The sequence below is a fragment of the Lapillicoccus jejuensis genome (genome assembly GCF_006715055.1).
GTDB classification, from domain to species: domain Bacteria; phylum Actinomycetota; class Actinomycetes; order Actinomycetales; family Dermatophilaceae; genus Lapillicoccus; species Lapillicoccus jejuensis.
In genome coordinates, this window is record NZ_VFMN01000001.1 from 4,440,463 (window position 1) to 4,457,346 (window position 16,884).

General features: G+C 74.5%; 15 protein-coding genes. 1 reads left to right on the top strand and 14 read right to left on the bottom strand.

Annotation, left to right across the window (positions count from 1 at the left end):
• Positions 1-2 precede the first annotated feature (2 nt).
• The 14 genes from FB458_RS20560 to FB458_RS20625 form a co-directional block, all read right to left on the bottom strand.
• Entirely contained in the window at positions 3-488 is a 486-nt protein-coding gene (locus tag FB458_RS20560; RefSeq protein WP_141850129.1) for an arginine repressor, read from the bottom strand.
• Positions 489-498: 10 nt separating this feature from the next.
• Positions 499-1,716 (bottom strand): acetylornithine transaminase, encoded by a 1,218-nt coding sequence (locus FB458_RS20565; protein WP_141850130.1) that lies wholly within the window; start codon positions 1,714-1,716, stop codon positions 499-501.
• Positions 1,713-2,684, bottom strand: coding sequence for an acetylglutamate kinase (argB, locus tag FB458_RS20570; RefSeq protein ID WP_141850131.1), 972 nt, complete (start codon positions 2,682-2,684; stop codon positions 1,713-1,715). Before argB ends, FB458_RS20565 begins: the two co-directional genes overlap by 4 nt.
• Positions 2,685-2,697: 13 nt before the next feature.
• Positions 2,698-3,894, bottom strand: coding sequence for a bifunctional glutamate N-acetyltransferase/amino-acid acetyltransferase ArgJ (argJ, locus tag FB458_RS20575; RefSeq protein WP_170185775.1), 1,197 nt, complete (start codon positions 3,892-3,894; stop codon positions 2,698-2,700).
• The gene (gene argC, locus FB458_RS20580; RefSeq protein WP_141850132.1) at positions 3,891-4,934 is read right to left on the bottom strand and encodes an N-acetyl-gamma-glutamyl-phosphate reductase; all 1,044 of its coding nucleotides are present in this window, start codon (positions 4,932-4,934) and stop codon (positions 3,891-3,893) included. Before argC ends, argJ begins: the two co-directional genes overlap by 4 nt.
• Positions 4,935-5,083: 149 nt before the next feature.
• Positions 5,084-7,633 (bottom strand): phenylalanine--tRNA ligase subunit beta, encoded by a 2,550-nt coding sequence (pheT, locus tag FB458_RS20585; protein WP_141850133.1) that lies wholly within the window; start codon positions 7,631-7,633, stop codon positions 5,084-5,086.
• Between the two features lies 1 nt (position 7,634).
• Positions 7,635-8,753 (bottom strand): phenylalanine--tRNA ligase subunit alpha, encoded by a 1,119-nt coding sequence (gene pheS, locus FB458_RS20590; RefSeq protein ID WP_141850134.1) that lies wholly within the window; start codon positions 8,751-8,753, stop codon positions 7,635-7,637.
• A 178-nt stretch (positions 8,754-8,931) separates the two neighbouring features.
• Positions 8,932-10,080 carry a PAS domain-containing sensor histidine kinase gene (locus FB458_RS20595; RefSeq protein WP_246061426.1) on the bottom strand — a complete coding sequence of 383 codons (1,149 nt, stop codon included), beginning with the start codon at positions 10,078-10,080 and terminating at the stop codon, positions 8,932-8,934.
• A gap of 104 nt (positions 10,081-10,184) precedes the next feature.
• Positions 10,185-11,030, bottom strand: a complete 846-nt coding sequence (locus tag FB458_RS20600; protein ID WP_141850135.1) for a TrmH family RNA methyltransferase — start codon at positions 11,028-11,030, stop codon at positions 10,185-10,187.
• A gap of 35 nt (positions 11,031-11,065) precedes the next feature.
• Positions 11,066-11,446 (bottom strand): 50S ribosomal protein L20, encoded by a 381-nt coding sequence (rplT, locus tag FB458_RS20605; RefSeq protein ID WP_141850136.1) that lies wholly within the window; start codon positions 11,444-11,446, stop codon positions 11,066-11,068.
• 34 nt (positions 11,447-11,480) lie between these two features.
• Entirely contained in the window at positions 11,481-11,675 is a 195-nt protein-coding gene (gene rpmI, locus FB458_RS20610; RefSeq protein ID WP_141850137.1) for a 50S ribosomal protein L35, read from the bottom strand.
• Positions 11,676-11,771: 96 nt separating this feature from the next.
• A complete protein-coding gene (gene infC / locus FB458_RS20615) occupies positions 11,772-12,446 on the bottom strand; it encodes a translation initiation factor IF-3 (RefSeq protein WP_141850138.1) in 675 nt (224 codons plus the stop codon).
• Positions 12,447-12,822: 376 nt separating this feature from the next.
• Positions 12,823-14,934 carry a hypothetical protein gene (locus FB458_RS20620; RefSeq protein WP_141850139.1) on the bottom strand — a complete coding sequence of 704 codons (2,112 nt, stop codon included), beginning with the start codon at positions 14,932-14,934 and terminating at the stop codon, positions 12,823-12,825.
• A gap of 121 nt (positions 14,935-15,055) precedes the next feature.
• Positions 15,056-16,348 carry a DUF445 domain-containing protein gene (locus FB458_RS20625; RefSeq protein WP_141850140.1) on the bottom strand — a complete coding sequence of 431 codons (1,293 nt, stop codon included), beginning with the start codon at positions 16,346-16,348 and terminating at the stop codon, positions 15,056-15,058.
• 196 nt (positions 16,349-16,544) lie between these two features.
• On the opposite strand from FB458_RS20625, the gene FB458_RS20635 reads away from it, so the two are divergent.
• Positions 16,545-16,871, top strand: a complete 327-nt coding sequence (locus tag FB458_RS20635; RefSeq protein ID WP_211356117.1) for a DUF952 domain-containing protein — start codon at positions 16,545-16,547, stop codon at positions 16,869-16,871.
• Positions 16,872-16,884 lie beyond the last annotated feature (13 nt).

Genomic DNA, 16,884 nt, shown 5'->3' on the forward strand with positions numbered 1-16,884 from the left:
GCTCAGTCGCCGGCGAGGTCGAGCAGCCGACGGGCGACCGCCTCGGCGGCCGCCGCCGAGGGGGTGACGACGAGGATGGTGTCGTCCCCCGCGAGCGTGCCGACGACGTCCGGGAGCTGGGACTGGTCGAGGCTGCTGGCCAGGTAGTTCGCCGCGCCGGGCGGGGTCCGGATGAGCACCTGGTTGGCGCACGGCTGGGCGCTGACGAGCAGCTCCTCCAGCGCGCGGCGCAGGCGGGCGGGCAGGTCGGCGTCCGCGCCGCCGGCGGGCAGCGTGCCGTCGGGGCCGGGGACGGCGTAGACCAGCGCGCGCCCGCGGCGGACGCGGACCGCGCCGAGCTCGACGAGGTCGCGCGACAGCGTGGCCTGGGTGACGTCGACGCCCTCCCCCGCCAGCAGGGTGAGCAGCTCGCCCTGCGAGCGCACCTCGTGCCGGGCGAGCAGGTCGAGGACCCGGGTCTGCCGGGCCGTGCGGGCCGACGGGCTCACGAGGACGTGCTCACGAGGCCGGGGAGGACGGCGGGACCGCGGCGTCGAGGACGCCGGGCAGCGCCGCCAGGAAGCTCTCGACCTCGGCCGGACCGAGCACGAGCGGCGGAGCCAGGCGCAGCGCGTCGGGTGCGACCGCGTTGACGAGGAAGCCGGCCTCCCGGGCGACCGTCATCGCCGAGGCGGCGACCGGCTCGGTGAGGGTGATCGCGAGCAGCAGGCCCCGGCCGCGGACCCCGGCGACCCGCGGGTGGCCGAGCGCGAGGACGCCCTCGGTCAGGGCGCGGCCCATCGCGGCGGCGTTCTCGAGCAGCCCGTCGGACTCGACGGTGCGGATCGTCGCCAGGCCGGCCGCGCAGGCGAGCGGGTTGCCACCGAAGGTCGAGCCGTGCTGGCCGCCCTGGAGCAGCCCGGTCACGTGCGGGCCGTAGGTGACGAGGGCCCCGACGGGGACGCCGCCGGCCAGGCCCTTGGCGAGGGTGACGGCGTCGGGCACGACGTCGGTGGCGTGGTGCGCGAGCCAGTGCCCGGTGCGGCCCATCCCGCACTGGATCTCGTCGAGGACGAGCAGCGCGCCCGCGTCGCGGGTCAGCTCCCGGGCGAGGCGCAGGTAGTCCTCGTCGAGGACGATGACCCCGGCTTCGCCCTGGATCGGCTCCAGCAGGACGGCGGCGAGGTCGTCACCGGCCTCGGCGACGGCCGCGCGCAGGGCGTCGGGGTCGCCGTACGGGACGTGGGAGACGCCGGGGACGAGCGGCTCGAAGGGCTCGCGGTAGGCCGGCTTCCAGGTGAGCGACAGCGCGCCCATCGTGCGGCCGTGGAAGGCGTGCTCCATGGCGATGACCCGGTGGCGACCGGTGCGCCGGGTGAGCTTGAGCGCGGCCTCGATGGCCTCGGCCCCGCTGTTGGCGAAGAAGACGCCGGAGCCCTCCGGGGCCCGGCAGACCCGCAGCAGCGCCTCGGCGAGCTCGACCTGCGGGCGCGAGGCGAAGAAGTTCGAGATGTGCATGACCTGCGAGACCTGCTTGGTGATCGCCTCGACGATGGCCGGGTGGCCGTGGCCGAGGGTGTTGACGGCGATGCCGCCGAGCAGGTCGAGGTAGCGCTTGCCGTCGACGTCGACGACGTAGCAGCCGTCACCGTGGTCGAGCACCGTCTGCGGCACGCCGAAGACGGGGACCAGCGCGGCTCGGTAGCGCTCGAGGAGCTCGTCGGTGTGGGTGGTCACGCGGTCACCTCGCTGCTGGTCGGGCTGGTGTGTGGGCTGGTGTGTGGGTCGGGCAGGACCATCGTGCCGATGCCCTCGTCGGTGAAGACCTCGAGCAGGATCGAGTGCGGTCGGCGGCCGTCGACGACGTGGGCCTGCGGGACGCCGCCGCGGACGGCGCGCACGCACGCCTCGAGCTTCGGCACCATGCCGCTGTCGACGCGGCGCAGCAGCTCCTCGGCCTGCGAGACCGGCAGCTGGCTCAGCAGCGAGTCGGGGTCGGGCCAGTCGGCGTAGACGCCCTCGACGTCGGTGAGGACGACGAGCTTGCGGGCCCCGAGCGCGACGGCGAGCGCCGAGGCCGCGGTGTCGGCGTTGACGTTGAGGACCTGGCCCTCGGTGTCGAGGTCGGGGGCGACGGTCGAGACGACGGGGATCCGCCCGGCGGCGAGGATGTCGAGGACCGCTTCCGGGTTGACCTCTTCCACGTCACCGACCAGACCGATGTCGTGCTCGGTGCCGTCGGCGTCGACGTGCTGGCGGATGCGGGCGCCGAGCAGGCCACCGTCCTCCCCCGACAGCCCGACCGCGATGGGTCCGTGCTGGTTGAGCAGACCGACGAGCTCGCGGCCGACCTGGCCGGTGAGGACCATCCGGACGACCTCCATCACCTCGGGGGTCGTCACCCGCAATCCACCGCGGAACTCGCTGTCGAGGCCGAGCCGGTCGAGCATCCCCTTGATCTGCGGTCCGCCGCCGTGGACGACGACGGGTCGCAGGCCGGCGTACCGCAGGAAGGCGACGTCCTGGGCGAAGGCGAGCTTGAGGGCGTCGTCCGTCATCGCGTTGCCGCCGTACTTGACGACGACGAGCGCGCCGCGGAACTCCTGCAGCCAGGGCAGGGCCTCGACGAGGGTCAGCGCCTTGCTCGCGGCGACGCGCAGGGCGGCGGCGTCGATGACGCCGCGCAGGGTGGGGGTGGTGCTCATGCTCTGGTCCCGATCAGGTGCTGTAGGCGGAGTTCTCGTGGACGTAGTCGTGCGTGAGGTCGTTGGTCCAGACCGTCACCCCGGCGTCGCCGGCGTGCAGGTCGACCAGGACGTGGACCTCGCGGCCGGTGAGGTCGACATCCGTGCGGTCGGCGCCGACCCCGCCGGCGACGCACACCGGCACCCCCTGCATCGTCACGTCGAGCCGGTCCGGCTCGAAGGCCGCACGGGTGGTGCCGACGGCGGCGAGGACGCGGCCCCAGTTGGGGTCGCCGCCGTAGACGGCGCACTTGAAGAGGTTGTTGCGGGCCACGGCGCGGGCGACCTCGAGGGCGTCGTCGGTGCTCGCGGCGCCCACGACCTCGACGGCGATGTCGTGGTGCGCGCCCTCGGCGTCGCCGACCAGCTGCCGGGCGAGGTCCGCGCACACCGCGGTGACCGCCTCGGTCAGCTCCTCCGGCGCCGGGGTGACGCCGCTCGCGCCGGAGGCGAGCAGCAGGACGGTGTCGTTGGTCGACATGCAGCCGTCGGAGTCGACCCGGTCGAAGGTCACCGCGGTGGCGGCGCGCAGGGCGGCGTCGAGGGCGGCGGGGTCGGCGACGGCGTCGGTCGTCACGACGACGAGCATCGTCGCCAGGGCCGGGGCGAGCATGCCGGCGCCCTTGGCCATCCCGGCGACCGACCAGCCGTCGGCGTCCGCGGCGGCCTGCTTGGGGACGGTGTCGGTCGTCATGATCGCGCGGGCCGCGGCCGGGTGGCCGGCGGCGTCGAGGGCGGCCGCGGCCGCGTCGACGCCGGCGAGGAGCCTGTCCATCGGCAGCAGCTCGCCGATGAGACCGGTCGAGCAGACGGCGACGTCGCCGGCGCTCAGGCCGAGCGCGGCCGCGACGTGCTCGGCGGTGCGGTGCGTGTCGAGGAAACCCTGTGGGCCGGTGCAGGCGTTGGCGCCGCCGGAGTTGAGGACGACCGCGTCGACCCGGCCGTCGGCGAGGACCTGGCGGCTCCAGGTCACGGGGGCGGCGACGACCCGGTTGCTCGTGAAGACGGCGGCGGCGTGGTGGTGCGGCCCGTCGTTGACGACGAGGGCGACGTCGGGGCGTCCGCTGGGCTTGAGGCCCGCGGTGACGCCGGCGGCCCGGAAGCCCTGCGGCAGGGCGACGTCCGGGGCGGCGGCCGCGGTGGGGACGGGCGGGGCGTCGTACGTCGTCACGGGGCCACTCCCACGGTCGGCAGGCCGGTCGTCTCGGCCAGCCCGAGCGCGAGGTTGGTGCACTGGAGGGCGCCGCCGGCGGTGCCCTTGGTGAGGTTGTCGACCGCCGCGACGACGACGACCCGGCCGACGCTCTCGTCGACCGCGACCTGGAGCAGGACGTGGTTGCTGCCGACGACGTCGGCCGTGCGGGGCCACTGCCCCGGCGGCAGGAGGTGGACGAAGGGCTCGGCCTCGTAGGCGTCGACCCACGCCTGCCGGACCTCGTCGGGCGTCGTCCCGGCGGTGAGCCGGGCGGTGCAGGTGGCGAGGATGCCGCGCGGCATCGGGGCCAGCGTCGGCGTGAAGGAGAGGCTGACCGGCGCCCCCGCGGCGGCCGACAGGTTCTGGGCGATCTCCGGGGTGTGGCGGTGACCGCCGCCGACGCCGTACGGCGACATCGAACCCATCACCTCGGCGCCGAGCAGGTGGGGCTTGAGGCCCTTGCCCGCGCCGGAGGTGCCGCTCGCGGCGACGACGACGAGGTCCTGCGGCGAGACGACGCCGGCGGCCAGGCCGGGGGCCAGCGCGAGCGAGACGGCGGTCGGGTAGCAGCCGGGGACCGCGATGCGCCGGGCGCCGGCGAGGTCGTGGCGGGCGCGCGTGCCGTCGGCGCGCGGCAGCTCGGGCAGGCCGTAGGGCCACGAGCCGGCGTACGGCGTGTCGTAGAACCGCTCCCACGCGGCGCCGTCGGTGAGCCGGAAGTCGGCCCCGCAGTCGACGACGACGGTGGTGTGCGGCAGCTGCGCGGCGAGGGCGGCCGAGGCGCCGTGCGGCAGGGCGAGGACGACGACGTCGTGGCGCGCGAGCAGCTCCGGGGTGGTGGGCTCGAGGACGCGGTCGGCCAGCGGCACGAGGTGCGGGTGGACGTCGCCGAGGCGGCGACCCGCGGACGAGTCCGCCGTCACCGCACCGACGGTCAGCTCCGGGTGCCCCAGCAGCAGCCGCAGCACCTCACCCCCGGCGTACCCGCTCGCACCCGCCACCGCCACGCTCCACATGTGCATGACGATACACGCAGTGAGGAGTTATGCAGTCACGACCCTGTCGGACATTATCGGGTCGCCCGAGAAGGTCAGGCTCTGCCGGAGAACGGTTGTCCGGCAGAGCCTGACATTATCGGGTCGCCCGATAATGTCCGGAGCCCTCCTCAGCGCTGGGTGGCGCCGGTGCGGGTGGCGGCGGAGGCGACGGCGGCGTCGCGGAAGCCGTTGACCTCCTCGGTGGTCAGGGTGCGGTCGCGGGCGCGGAAGGCCATCCGGTAGGCGAGCGAGGTGCGGCCCTCCCCCACCTGCTCGCCGGTGTAGACGTCGAAGAGCTCCACCGACTCCAGGGCGTCGCCGGCGCCGGCGCGCAGGGCCCGCTCGACCTCGGCGGCCGGCACGCCGGCGTCGACGACGAGCGCGACGTCGGTGAGGGCGACCGGGTAGTCGGAGAACGGCACGAGCTGCGTCGTCGGCTCGCTCGCCGCGGTGAGGACGTCGACGTCGAGCTCGGCGGCGCAGGTGCGCGCCGGCAGGTCGAGGGCCGCGCAGACCTTCGGGTGCAGCTCGCCGGCGTGGCCGACGAGCGTCCCGTCCGGCAGCGTGAGCCGCGCGCAGCGGCCCGGGTGCCACGGTGCGTGCTCCCGGTCGGCGTCGACGACGAGCTCGACCGCGAGGGCGTGCGCGACGGCGCGCGCCGCGTCGACGAGGTCGGACCAGTCGACCGGCCGGCCCGCGCCCCACCAGCCACCGCGGTCGGACTCGCCGGCGGCGAGGATCCCCACGTGCCGGGGCTGGCGCGGGACCGCCGCCTCGATCGCGGCGACCGTGGCGTCGTCCGGCCGGGCGTCGACCCCGGGCACGGGCGCCGGACGCGGACCGTCCGCCCCCGGCCGGGTGACGAGCCCGAGCTCGAAGAGCCCGACGTCGCGCCGGCCGCGGGAGACGTTGCGGCGCAGGGCGTCCAGCAGCGAGCCGATGACCATGGTGCGCATCAGCGGGGCCTCGTCGCTGAGCGGGTTCGCCACCCGGGTCGCGAAGCGCCGGTCGTCGCCCTCGGGCAGGCCGAGCTGGTCGGCGAGCCGGTCGGATACGAACGGGTAGGTCAGCACCTCGGTGAGACCGCGACCGACCAGCGCCGTGGCGACGACGCGCCGGACCCGCTGGCCGTGGGTGAGGCCGCGGCCGTTCGTCGGGGTCGGCACCACCGACGGGATCTTCTCGTAGCCGTCCACCCGCGCGACCTCCTCGGCGTAGTCCGGCCCGTCGACGAGGTCGGGGCGCCACGACGGCGGGGTGACGTCGGCGGTCCCGTCGGCCTGCTCGACCACGGTGCAGCCGAGGTCGCGCAGGATCCCGACGACCCGCTCGGCCGGGTAGTCGACGCCGACGAGCCGGGACGGCAGCCCCAGGTCGAGCCGGTACGGCGCCGTCGCGGACGTCCGGTCGACGTCGGTCACCTCGGGTCCGGCGGTGCCGCCGCCGTGAGCGACGAGCAGGTCGACGACGAGCTGCGCCGCGACCGGCGGCAGCTGCGGGTCGACGCCGCGCTCGAAGCGCTTGCTGGCCTCACTGACCAGCTTGTGGCGGCGTGCGGTCCGCGCCACCGTCACCGGGTCGAAGTGGGCGGCCTCGACGAGGACGTCCCGGGTCGCGTCCGAGATCTCCGACGACGCACCGCCCATGACGCCGGCGAGCCCCAGCGGGGTCTCCCCGCCGTCGGTGACGAGCAGGTCCTGCTCGTGCAGCGCGCGCTCCACCCCGTCGAGGGTGGTCAGCCGCTCCCCCGGCCGCGCCCGGCGCACCTGCACCGACCCGGACAGCGCACCGAGGTCGTAGGCGTGCAGCGGCTGCCCGGTGAGGAGCATGACGTAGTTCGTCACGTCGACGGCCAGCGAGATCGGGCGCATCCCCATCTGGGTGAGCCGCTTGGCCATCCACGGCGGCGTCGGCGCCTGCGGGTCGACGCCGCGGACGACGCGGGCGACGAACCGGTCGCACCCCTCGCGGCCGTCGATCGGCGCCCCGTCGTCGAGGACGACGTCGTACCCGTCCTCGGTGGCCGCCGGCACCGCGACGTCCGCCGGGTCCCGGAGGGCGCCGGCCGGCGAGCCCTGGCTGTGCCAGTACTCGCGAGCGAGACCGCGCAGCGAGAAGCAGTACCCGCGGTCCGGCGTGACGTTGACCTCGACGACCTCGTCGGCGAGGCCGAGCAGCGCGATGGCGTCGTCGCCGGGCTGCACCGCGGCGGCGGCCTCCTCACCGAGGTAGCGCTGCAGCACGATGATCCCGGAGTGGTCCTCGCCGAGACCGAGCTCGTCCTCGGCGCAGATCATCCCGTTGGACACGTGGCCGTAGGTCTTGCGGGCGGCGATGGCGAACCCGCCGGGCAGCACCGCGCCGGGCAGCACGACGACGACGAGGTCGCCGACCTCGAAGTTGTGCGCGCCGCAGACGATCTCCTGGTGCTTGCCCTCGGACGCCATCTGCCCGTGCGGGCCGACGTCGACGGTGCACCAGCGGATGACCTTGCCGTTCTTCTGCGGCTCGTCGACGAAGCTCAGGACCCGGCCGACGACGAGCGGGCCGGTGATGTCGCCGCCGTGCAGGTCCTCCTCCTCGAGACCGACGGAGACGAACGACGCGGCGACGTCGCGGCCGGTGGCACCGGCGGGGACGTCGACGAGCTCGGAGAGCCAGGACAGGGGGGCGCGCACGTCAGACCTCCAGGCCGAACTGCTGGGAGAAGCGGACGTCGCCCTCGACGATGTCGCGCATGTCGGTGACCCCGTGGCGCAGCTGCAGCGCGCGCTCGATGCCGAGGCCGAAGGCGAAGCCGGTGTAGACGTCCGGGTCGATGCCGCAGGCCCGCAGGACCTTCCGGTTGACCATCCCGGAGCCGCCGAGCTCGATCCAGCCGGACCCGCCGCACGTGGGGCAGGCGACGGTGGCGCCCTTGGCGTCGGTCACCCGGCCCTCGCCGTGGCAGGCGAAGCACTGGAAGTCGGTCTCCATCGAGGGCTCGGTGAAGGGGAAGTACGACGCCCGCACGCGGGTGCGGGTGCCCGCGCCGAACATCACCCGGACGAAGTGGTCGATCGCCCCGCGCAGGTGGGCCATGGTCAGGCCCTTGTCGACGGCGAGCGCCTCGATCTGGTGGAAGACCGGGGTGTGGGTCGCGTCGAGCTCGTCGGTGCGGAACACCTTGCCGGTCCCGACGACGTAGATCGGCGGGGTGCGGGTGAGCATCGTGCGGATCTGGATCGGCGAGGTCTGCGTGCGCAGGACGATCCCGCCGTCGGGCGGGTCGACGAAGAAGGTGTCCTGCATCTGCCGGGCCGGGTGGTCGGGACCGATGTTGAGGGCGTCGAAGTTCATCCACTCCGACTCGACCTCGGGGCCCTCGACGACCTCCCAGCCGGTGCCGACGAACGCGTCCTGCAGCCGCTGCGTCGTCAGCTCGAGCGGGTGGCGGGCGCCGAGCGGCCGGCGGCCGGTGGGGCGGGTGACGTCGACGGTCTCCTCGAGGAGGATCCGCTCGTCGCGCTCGGCCTCGAGCTCGGCGGTGCGGGCGGCGAGCGCCCGCCCGAGCTCGGCCTGGGCGGCGCCGACGCGCTTGCCGGCCTCGGCCTTGGCGCTCGGGGGCAGCGCCGCGATCTCGCGGCGCGCCCCCGCGACGGCGCCGCGGTCGACGTGGGCCAGGCGGGCCGCCTTGAGCTCGTCGAGGTCGCGGGCGGCGGCGAACGCGGCACGGGCCGCATCGACCGCCTCCTGCAGGTGCGCGGGGTCGAGGGCGGCGACCTCGACGGGGTCGTACGGCGTGTTGGGTCCGGACATGTCGGCTCTCATCGCTTCCTGGGTGGGTGGGCGCGGGTGGCCCGACCGTCCCGGCCGGCGCGCGTCCTGGCAGGTCCCTGGTCGTGCACGGGTACACGGGGTCCGCGCGGACGCGGGGCGGGCGACGGCGGGCCCGAGTCTAGGGGGGCGCCGTCGGGGGCCCGTGTCGCAGGTCGCCTCAGGCGAGGTGCTCGGGGGCTCCCGACGGCAGCGTAAATCGGAACCGCGCCCCGCCGGAGGGGGCACGGTCGACCCCGATGGTGCCGCCGTGGGCCTCGACGAGCCCGCGGACGACGTACAGCCCGAGACCGGTGCTGCCACGGCGGTTGCCGCCGTGCCAGAAGCGGTTGAAGACGAGCGGCAGGTGCGCTTCGGCGACCCCGTCGCCCTCGTCGGTCACCTCGATGGCGACCATCGGTCGGCCGTCGCTGGTCGTCTCGGCCGCCGTCGCCACGTTGACCCGCACGGTCCCGGCGCCGTGCCGCAGGCCGTTCTCGAGGAGGTTGCCGAGGATCTGGCTGAGCCGGTCGGGGTCGGCCCACACCTCGGGCAGCTCGTCGGCGTCGGCGACCTCCAGCTCGCGGCCGGAGTACTCCTCGACCGACTGCAGGCGCTCGACGTGGCGCTGCGCGGCGAGGACGAGGTCGACCGGCTGGGCGCGCACGTCGAGACGGCCCGCGTCGATGCGCGAGACGTCGAGCAGCTCGGTGATGAGCCGGGTCAGTCGGTCCGCGTCCGCCTCGATCGTCTCGAGCATGAACCGCTTCTGGTCGTCGGAGAAGCGGTCCCAGCGCCGCAGCAGGGTGCTGGAGAAGCCCTTGACGGACGTGAGCGGCGAGCGCAGCTCGTGGGCGACGGTGGAGATGAGCGCGGCGTGGTCCTGCTCGGCGCGCTGCCGCGCTGACGCATCGCGGACGGAGGCCAGGACTCGCCGTACGGGGCCGCGCGGCTCGTCGCGGACGTAGCGCGAGGTCAGCAGGACCTCGGTGCCGTCCTCGGTCCACAGCAGCTTCTCGCGGTGCCCGCGCACGGTGTGCAGGGTGTGCCAGGGGTCGGTGACCTCCCACCAGGCGTTCCCCTCGATGTCGCGCAGCGGGAGGGCCTCGGCCAGCGGCCGGCCGAGCCGGGCGGCGAGGTCGACCCCCAGCACCTGGGTGGCCCGGGTGTTGGCGAAGACGAGGCGGGCCCCGGAGTCGGCGACGACGAGACCGTCGGGCAGGGACTCGGACAGCCGGACGACGACGTCCATCGGGGCCGGCGCCGGGTCGGCGCCCGGGACGGAGCCGGGCAGCGGCCCGGTCGGGTCGCCCTCCCCTCCATCGGCCATGCCCCGACTGTACCGATCCGTCCGGTCCTCGCCTCCCTGGCGCCCGGCGAGGCGGCCGGTCGTTCGCGTCACGTCGCTCACGTCGCTCACGCCGCCCACGTCGCTCACGCCGGGCCGACCGGGTGCTGCGCCCCGGCCGAGGCGTAGAGGCAGACGGTGGCCGCCATCGCGAGGTTGAGCGACTCGGCGAGCCCGTGGATGGGGACCCGGACGACGTCGTCGCAGCGCGCCCGCAGCTCGGTCGGCAGCCCCCAGGCCTCGTTGCCCATGAGCCAGGCGTGCGGCGCCGAGAGGTCGAGGGCGCCGAGCAGCCGGTCGCCCGCCCCGTCGGCCGCGTGCACGGCGAGACCGGCCGCGCGGACGGCGTCGACCGCCTCCGCCGCGCCCACCCCCGTGACGACGGGCAGGTGGAACAGCGACCCCGCCGTCGAGCGCACGACCTTGGGCGAGAAGACGTCGACGCTGCCCTCGGTGAGGACGACGGCGTCCGCGCCGGCCGCGTCGGCGGCGCGCAGGACGGTGCCGGCGTTGCCGGGGTCGCGCACCTGCGCGCACACGCACAGCAGGCGCGGCGCGCGGGCCAGCACCGACTCCAGGGTCGCGGTCTCCGTGCGGCACACGGCGACCAGCCCCTGGGGGGAGACCGAGGCACCCTCGTCGCCGAGGGCGGCGAGGACCTCGTCCGTCACCTCGTGGACGGGCAGGTGCGCCGCGTCGGCGCGGGCCAGCAGGTCGTCGTACCGCTGCGCGGCGGCGGGTGTGACGTAGACGTCCCGGACGAGGTCGGGGCGGTGGTGCACCGCCTCACGGACCCCCTGGGGGCCCTCGACGAGGAAGAGACCCTGCCGATGACGCACGGCGCGCCGGGACAGCGCCCGGACCGCGCGCACCCGGTCCGACCGCGGGTTGGCCAGCAGGCCTGCTCGGGTCGGACGGGGTGGCGACGGCATCGGGGTGTCCCGGCGCGCGGGGTGGTGCGGGTCGCTCAGGCGGCGCTGGTCTCGGCGGTCGCCGGCACGTTGGCCCGGGACAGCTCGACGAGCGCGGTGAACGCGGCGGCGTCGGTGACCGCGAGGTCGGCGAGGACCTTGCGGTCGACCTCGACCCCGGCGGCCTTGAGGCCCTGGATGAACCGGTTGTAGGTCATGCCGTTGGCGCGGGCCGCGGCGTTGATCCGCTGGATCCACAGGCGACGGAAGTCGCCCTTCTTCGCGCGACGGTCCCGGTAGGCGTAGCCCAGCGAGTGGGTGACCTGCTCCTTGGCCTTGCGGTAGAGCCGCGAGCGCTGACCGCGGTAGCCGCTGGCGCGCTCCAGGGTCACCCGGCGCTTCTTCTGGGCGTTGACCGCCCGCTTCACGCGTGCCACGTGAGTTCCTTCCTAGACGTGTGGGTGCCCCGGCTCAGCGGCCGAGGAGCTTCTTGATCTTCTTGGCGTCGGGCTTGGCGAGCTCGAGGTCGCCGGCGATGCTGCGCATCTTCTTGCTCGACTTGCCCTCGAGCAGGTGGCGGCCGCCGGCCTGCTCGCGCATGACCTTGCCGGTGCCGGTCAGGCGGAAGCGCTTCTTGGCGCCGCTGTGGGTCTTCTGCTTCGGCATGGCTGCCGGTCTCCTTCGTCGTGCCGCGGTGGTCCGCGGCGGGCTCGGGTGGTCACGGGGTGGGCGGTCGGCCGCCCACCCCGCAGGTCTGGTGCGTCAGGCGGTGGACCCGGTGGCGCCGGTGTCGGCGCCGACCTGCTGGGCCTCGGTGGCCTGGTCGCCCTCGGTGCTCGCGTCGTCGGACGGCGCCGCGTCGACGTCGGCCTCGTCACCGGGGCGGGCGTCCTCGCGGCGGCGGCGCTGCTCGGCGCGGGCCTCGGACTTCTTCTTCGTCGGACCGAGGACCATGATCATGTTGCGGCCGTCCTGCTTCGGGGCGGACTCGACGAACGCGAGCTCGACGACGTCCTCCGCCAGGCGCTGCAGGAGCCGGAAGCCCAGCTCCGGCCGCGACTGCTCGCGACCGCGGAACATGATGGTCACCTTGACCTTGTCGCCCGCCTTGAGGAACCGCTCGACGTGGCCCTTCTTGGTGCCGTAGTCGTGCGGGTCGATCTTCGGGCGGAGCTTGATCTCCTTGATGACCGTGTTGACCTGGTTCTTGCGCGCCTCGCGCGCCTTCATGGCGGCTTCGTACTTGAACTTGCCGAAGTCCATGAGCTTGGCCACGGGGGGACGGGCCATGGGGGCCACCTCGACGAGGTCGAGGTCCGCCTCCGCAGCCAGCCGCAGGGCGTCCTCGACCCGCACGATGCCGACCTGCTCGCCGTTGGGGCCGACCAGGCGCACCTCCGGGACCCGGATGCGCTCGTTGATACGAACCTCGCTGATGTGGTGCTCCTTCGTGGGTGGGCAGTGCTGGTGCGGTGCGCCGGGGACGAGAAAGCCCCCCGCTCACCGGACGGTGCACGAGGGGCCTGGACAACGGGTCCGCGACTGCTCCCCCTCACGGCGGGGCACCCGACTCCGCACCCGGGAGCACCTCACGGTGCCGCACCCGACGCGGTGGACCTGACCCGGCGACGTATCCTGCACTGTCGACGCGGGTGGAAGCCGGCGGCTCCTCTTGCACGGCGGGACGCACGCGTCCCACCTGGTCACGATCATCGTACCAGCCCACGCCCCCCGCCCCGTGCGGGCGGCGACGTGGGCGGCCGCGCGGACGGGCCCGGACCCGGGGGACGCTCCCCCGGGTCCGGGCCGGGTCTCACGGGACGTCGACGCCGCGGCAGGCGACGGTCTGGTTCGCCCCCGCGCCGACGTTGGCCGCGACGACGCACACGGTGTGGTGACCCCGCACGCCCAGGGGCACCGTGCCCTGGTAGCCGGAGTAGGGCCAGGCCTCGGTGATCTTGCCCGAGACGTCCGGACGGGGCTGCCCGGTCCACAGCCGCATCGCCGAGGCCGACCCGTCGGGGCGGACGTCGAGGACGTCGACCGGCACCTGGCCCCACAGCAGGTTGGCGTCGATCGACCAGCCGCGCACCGTGAGGTTGGTCCCCGACAGGCTGCTGCTGTCCCAGCGGGCCAGCGGGTTCGGCGAGTAGGCCGAGGGGAACGGACCGACCTGCAGCACACCGCCGGCGTACGCCGTCGTCGAGCCGGACCCGCGCTGGATCCTCAGACACAGCCAGTACTTGCCGTAGGGGACCCCGGCGGTGTTCCAGCTCGTCGTGTTGACCCCCGCCTGCACGGGGACCCCGGCGGCGATGGTGGTGCCGTTGCAGCCGACGCGGTCGGTGTCGGCGACGAGCGTCGCCGTCCCGCCCGGCGCGTAGGCGTTGTCCTGCCAGGTGATCGGGAACGTCCCGGTGGTCTGGAAGTCGGAGCGGAGCTTGACGTCGTACATCGTCCAACGACGGGCGCCCATGTCCTCGTTCGGGTCCCAGCGCAGGCGCAGGATCGGCGAGTCGGCGATGAACGGCACCTTGGCCATGGTCGGCGCGAGCAGCGTCGAGCTCGGCTGGCTCATGTCGATCGTCACGTTGCGGGTGCCGGAGTAGGTGACGACGGCGGCCGTCTGCCCGAGGGCGTTGTTGGGGTAGAGCCACAGCCACCGGCCGTGGCTGCCGCCGCCGACGGCCATCCGCAGGTCGAACGGCCCCTGGTAGCTCTCGGTGATGGTCAGGTGGTGGTAGATGCGGGTGTCGATGCCGCCCGCGCCGACGTTGAGGTACACGTTCGGGTCGTCCGTGGTGTTGGTCGCCGAGAAGGCGCCGCCGCCCCAGGTGAGGTTGGTGGCGTTGTAGGTGCGCCACACGTCGTCGGAGCCGTTGAAGTCCCACGGGTTGCCGAGGACGGTCGTCGCGTAGTCCTTGTCACCCTGCTCGTTGGGGGTGAGGACCTGCGGCCGGGGCTGGACGAGGGTGACGCTGCGCCAGCCGGTGAACCCGTGGCCGGTCTGCACGCCGATCCGGTAGGTGCCGGCCGGCAGGGGGCTGAGGTCGGCGGAGCCGCTCGTGCCCGAGACGGTGCCGAGGCTGCCCCAGCCGGAGGTGCCGTACGTGTTGTTCGTGTCGCTGCCGTCGGCGTCCCAGACGAGCTGGCCGGAGCCGCCGTACTGGTTGGTCCACGAGGTCGCGGCGCCGGAGCCGGGCTGGACCACGCGGAACCAGTCGAGCATGAGCGCGCTGCCGGCCGAGCCGGGGTAGACGGCCAGCCACAGGCCGTTGAGGGTGCCGCTCCAGCCGACCGGGTAGCCGAACGAGCCGAACTGCGAGGCGCCCGGGTGCAGCACGTAGGTGTGCCACCCCGCGTAGAGCTTGACCGACATGCCGCCACCGCAGGAGGCGGCGACCGCGCCGTTCGGGCAGTTGTACCAGAACACGTTGCCGGCGACGTCGCGGCTGGACCAGGCCTCGAAGGCGATGGTGCGGTACCGCGAGGTGTCGAGGGCCTGGCCCGCGCGGGAACCGTCGTGCCCGGTCTTCAGCGGGTCGCTGTAGCCACCCCAGAGCGGGGCGACGTAGCCGTTGTTGGTGAAGTGGGTGGTGAAGATCCCGTTGGCCATCGTCGAGCCGGTGGCGTTCTGGGTCGGGCCGGCGTCGGTGAGCAGGTCCGAGGGGTTCGAGTAGTCCCAGGGGTCGCCGAACATGTCGTTGGCGTAGTCGCGGCCGGCGGCGGACAGCGCCGCGGTGTCGGCCTGGGTCGGGGCCGCGGTCCACAGGGCCGGGACGACCGCCGCGGCGACGAGCGCGACGGGCACGAGCAGGCGGGTCAGGCGACCGGTGGGGCGCCGGCGCGAGAGCCGGGACCACGGACCGCGTCGCGACGACGAGGGTGAGGGCGCCGAGGGCGCGACGGAGTGGGGTGAGAGCATGGCAGGCTCCGAATCCCGCTGCGGCCGTCGGGGGGACGTGGGGGTACCGCAGCGCTGGGGCGGTGGGGGGTGGGGTAGTTATATCACCAAATGACCGAATTGGACCAGAGTCTGGGTGGACTCAGGCGGCGAGCACGGCGACTGCGTGGATGATAAGGCCCACGACGCCCCCGACGACGGTCCCGTTGATCCGGATGAACTGCAGGTCGCGCCCGACGAACAGCTCGACGCGCCGGGCGGTCTCGTCGCCGTCCCACCGGTCGATGGTCGAGGAGACCACGTCGGTCAGCTCCTGGCCGTAGCGGTCGACGGCGAAGACGGCCAGGTCGGCGAGGTGCCCGTCGAGCCGGTCGCGCAGGGCGGCGTCGTCCTGCACCTGCCGGGCCAGCCGCGCGACCTCCTCGCGCGCCCGCGTGCGCAGCGGCCCGTCCGCGTCGGCGAGCGCGGCCAGCAGGGTGCGCCGGAAGGCGCGCCACAGCGAGAGCGCCGTCTCCAGCACCTGGGGGTGGTCGAGGACGCGCTGCTTGAGCCGCTCGGCCCGCTCCATCGTCGCCTCGTCGTGCAGCAGGTCGTGCGACAGCTGCGCGAGCAGGTCGTCCAGCGCGCGGCGCACGTCGTGCTCGGGGTCGGTGCGGATGTCCGAGACCCAGCGCAGCGCCTCGGTGTGGGCCCGGCCGATGACGAGGTCGTTGACCAGCTGCGGCACCCACGTCGGGGCCCGGTCCTGCAGGACCGTGGCGAAGGTCGCCTTGTTCTCGCGCAGCCACCGGTGCGCCTCGTCGAGGGCCAGGTCGACCAGGCCGTAGTGCGCCTTGTCGCGCACGACCTCGCCCAGGAGGCTCCCGGCGATCGGGCTGACCGCCTCCTCGCGCAGCCGGGGCAGCACCGCCTCCTGCACCAGCTCGCCGACCGACTCGTCGCGCAGCCGCTGCAGGCCGGCGGAGAGCACCCCGGCCGCCTCGTCGACGGCCCGGCGGGTGTTGCCCGGCTCGAGCAGCCAGCGCGAGACGCGGGCGCTGACCTGGGCCGTGAGGACGCGCTCGCGGATGATCTCCTCGCGCAGGAAGTTCTCACCGAGGAAGTCCTGCAGGCTGCGGGCCAGCATGTCCTTGCGGCGCGGGATGAGCGCGGTGTGCGGGATCGGCAGCCCGAGCGGGTGACGGAACAGCGCGGTGACGGCGAACCAGTCGGCCATCGCCCCGACCATCGAGGCCTCGGCGCCGGTGTGCACGAACCCCCAGAACGAGGCCTCCGGCGCGTGCAGGGTGAGGACGAAGACGACGGCGGCGAGGACGAGCAGCCCCAGCGCCACCAGCCGCATCTGCCGCAGGCCGCGCAGCCGCGCGGCGTCGGCCTCGGGGTCCGAGGCGATGGCCAGGCCGAGGACCGCGGGCGCGGGTGCCCGTCCGCTCATCGCTCCCCTCCCCTGCCGCTCCCGTCCGCTGCGAGCGGCTCCGGGCAACCTACCGACCCGAGCAACGCGCGGGGGCCGGCGGGGGTGCCGGCGCGCCGGGCCGTCGCGGGGCGCCGTACGGGGTCCTCGGGGCGCCGTACGGGGCCCTCGGGGCGCCGTACGGGGTCCTCGGGTGGGCGTCGGTAGCGTGGCGGACGTGACGATCTACCACCTCGCCGACCCGACCGAGTGGGCGGACGCGCAGCGCGCGGGCCGTTACGAGCGCTCGACGCGCGGCCGCTCGCTCGAGCAGGAGGGGTTCGTGCACTGCAGCGAGGCGGACCAGTGGCCGGGGGTGCGCCGCCGGTTCTACGACGACGTCGCCGGCGACCTGCTGCTGCTCGAGCTCGACGAGTCCGCGCTGCGCTCGCCCGTCGTGCGCGAGCCGGCGCCGGGGACCGACGAGCTCTTCCCGCACGTCTACGGACCGCTCGACCTCGACGCGGTCGTCGCGACGACCGTGCTGCACCCCCCGCACGGCTGAGGGTCGGGCGGGA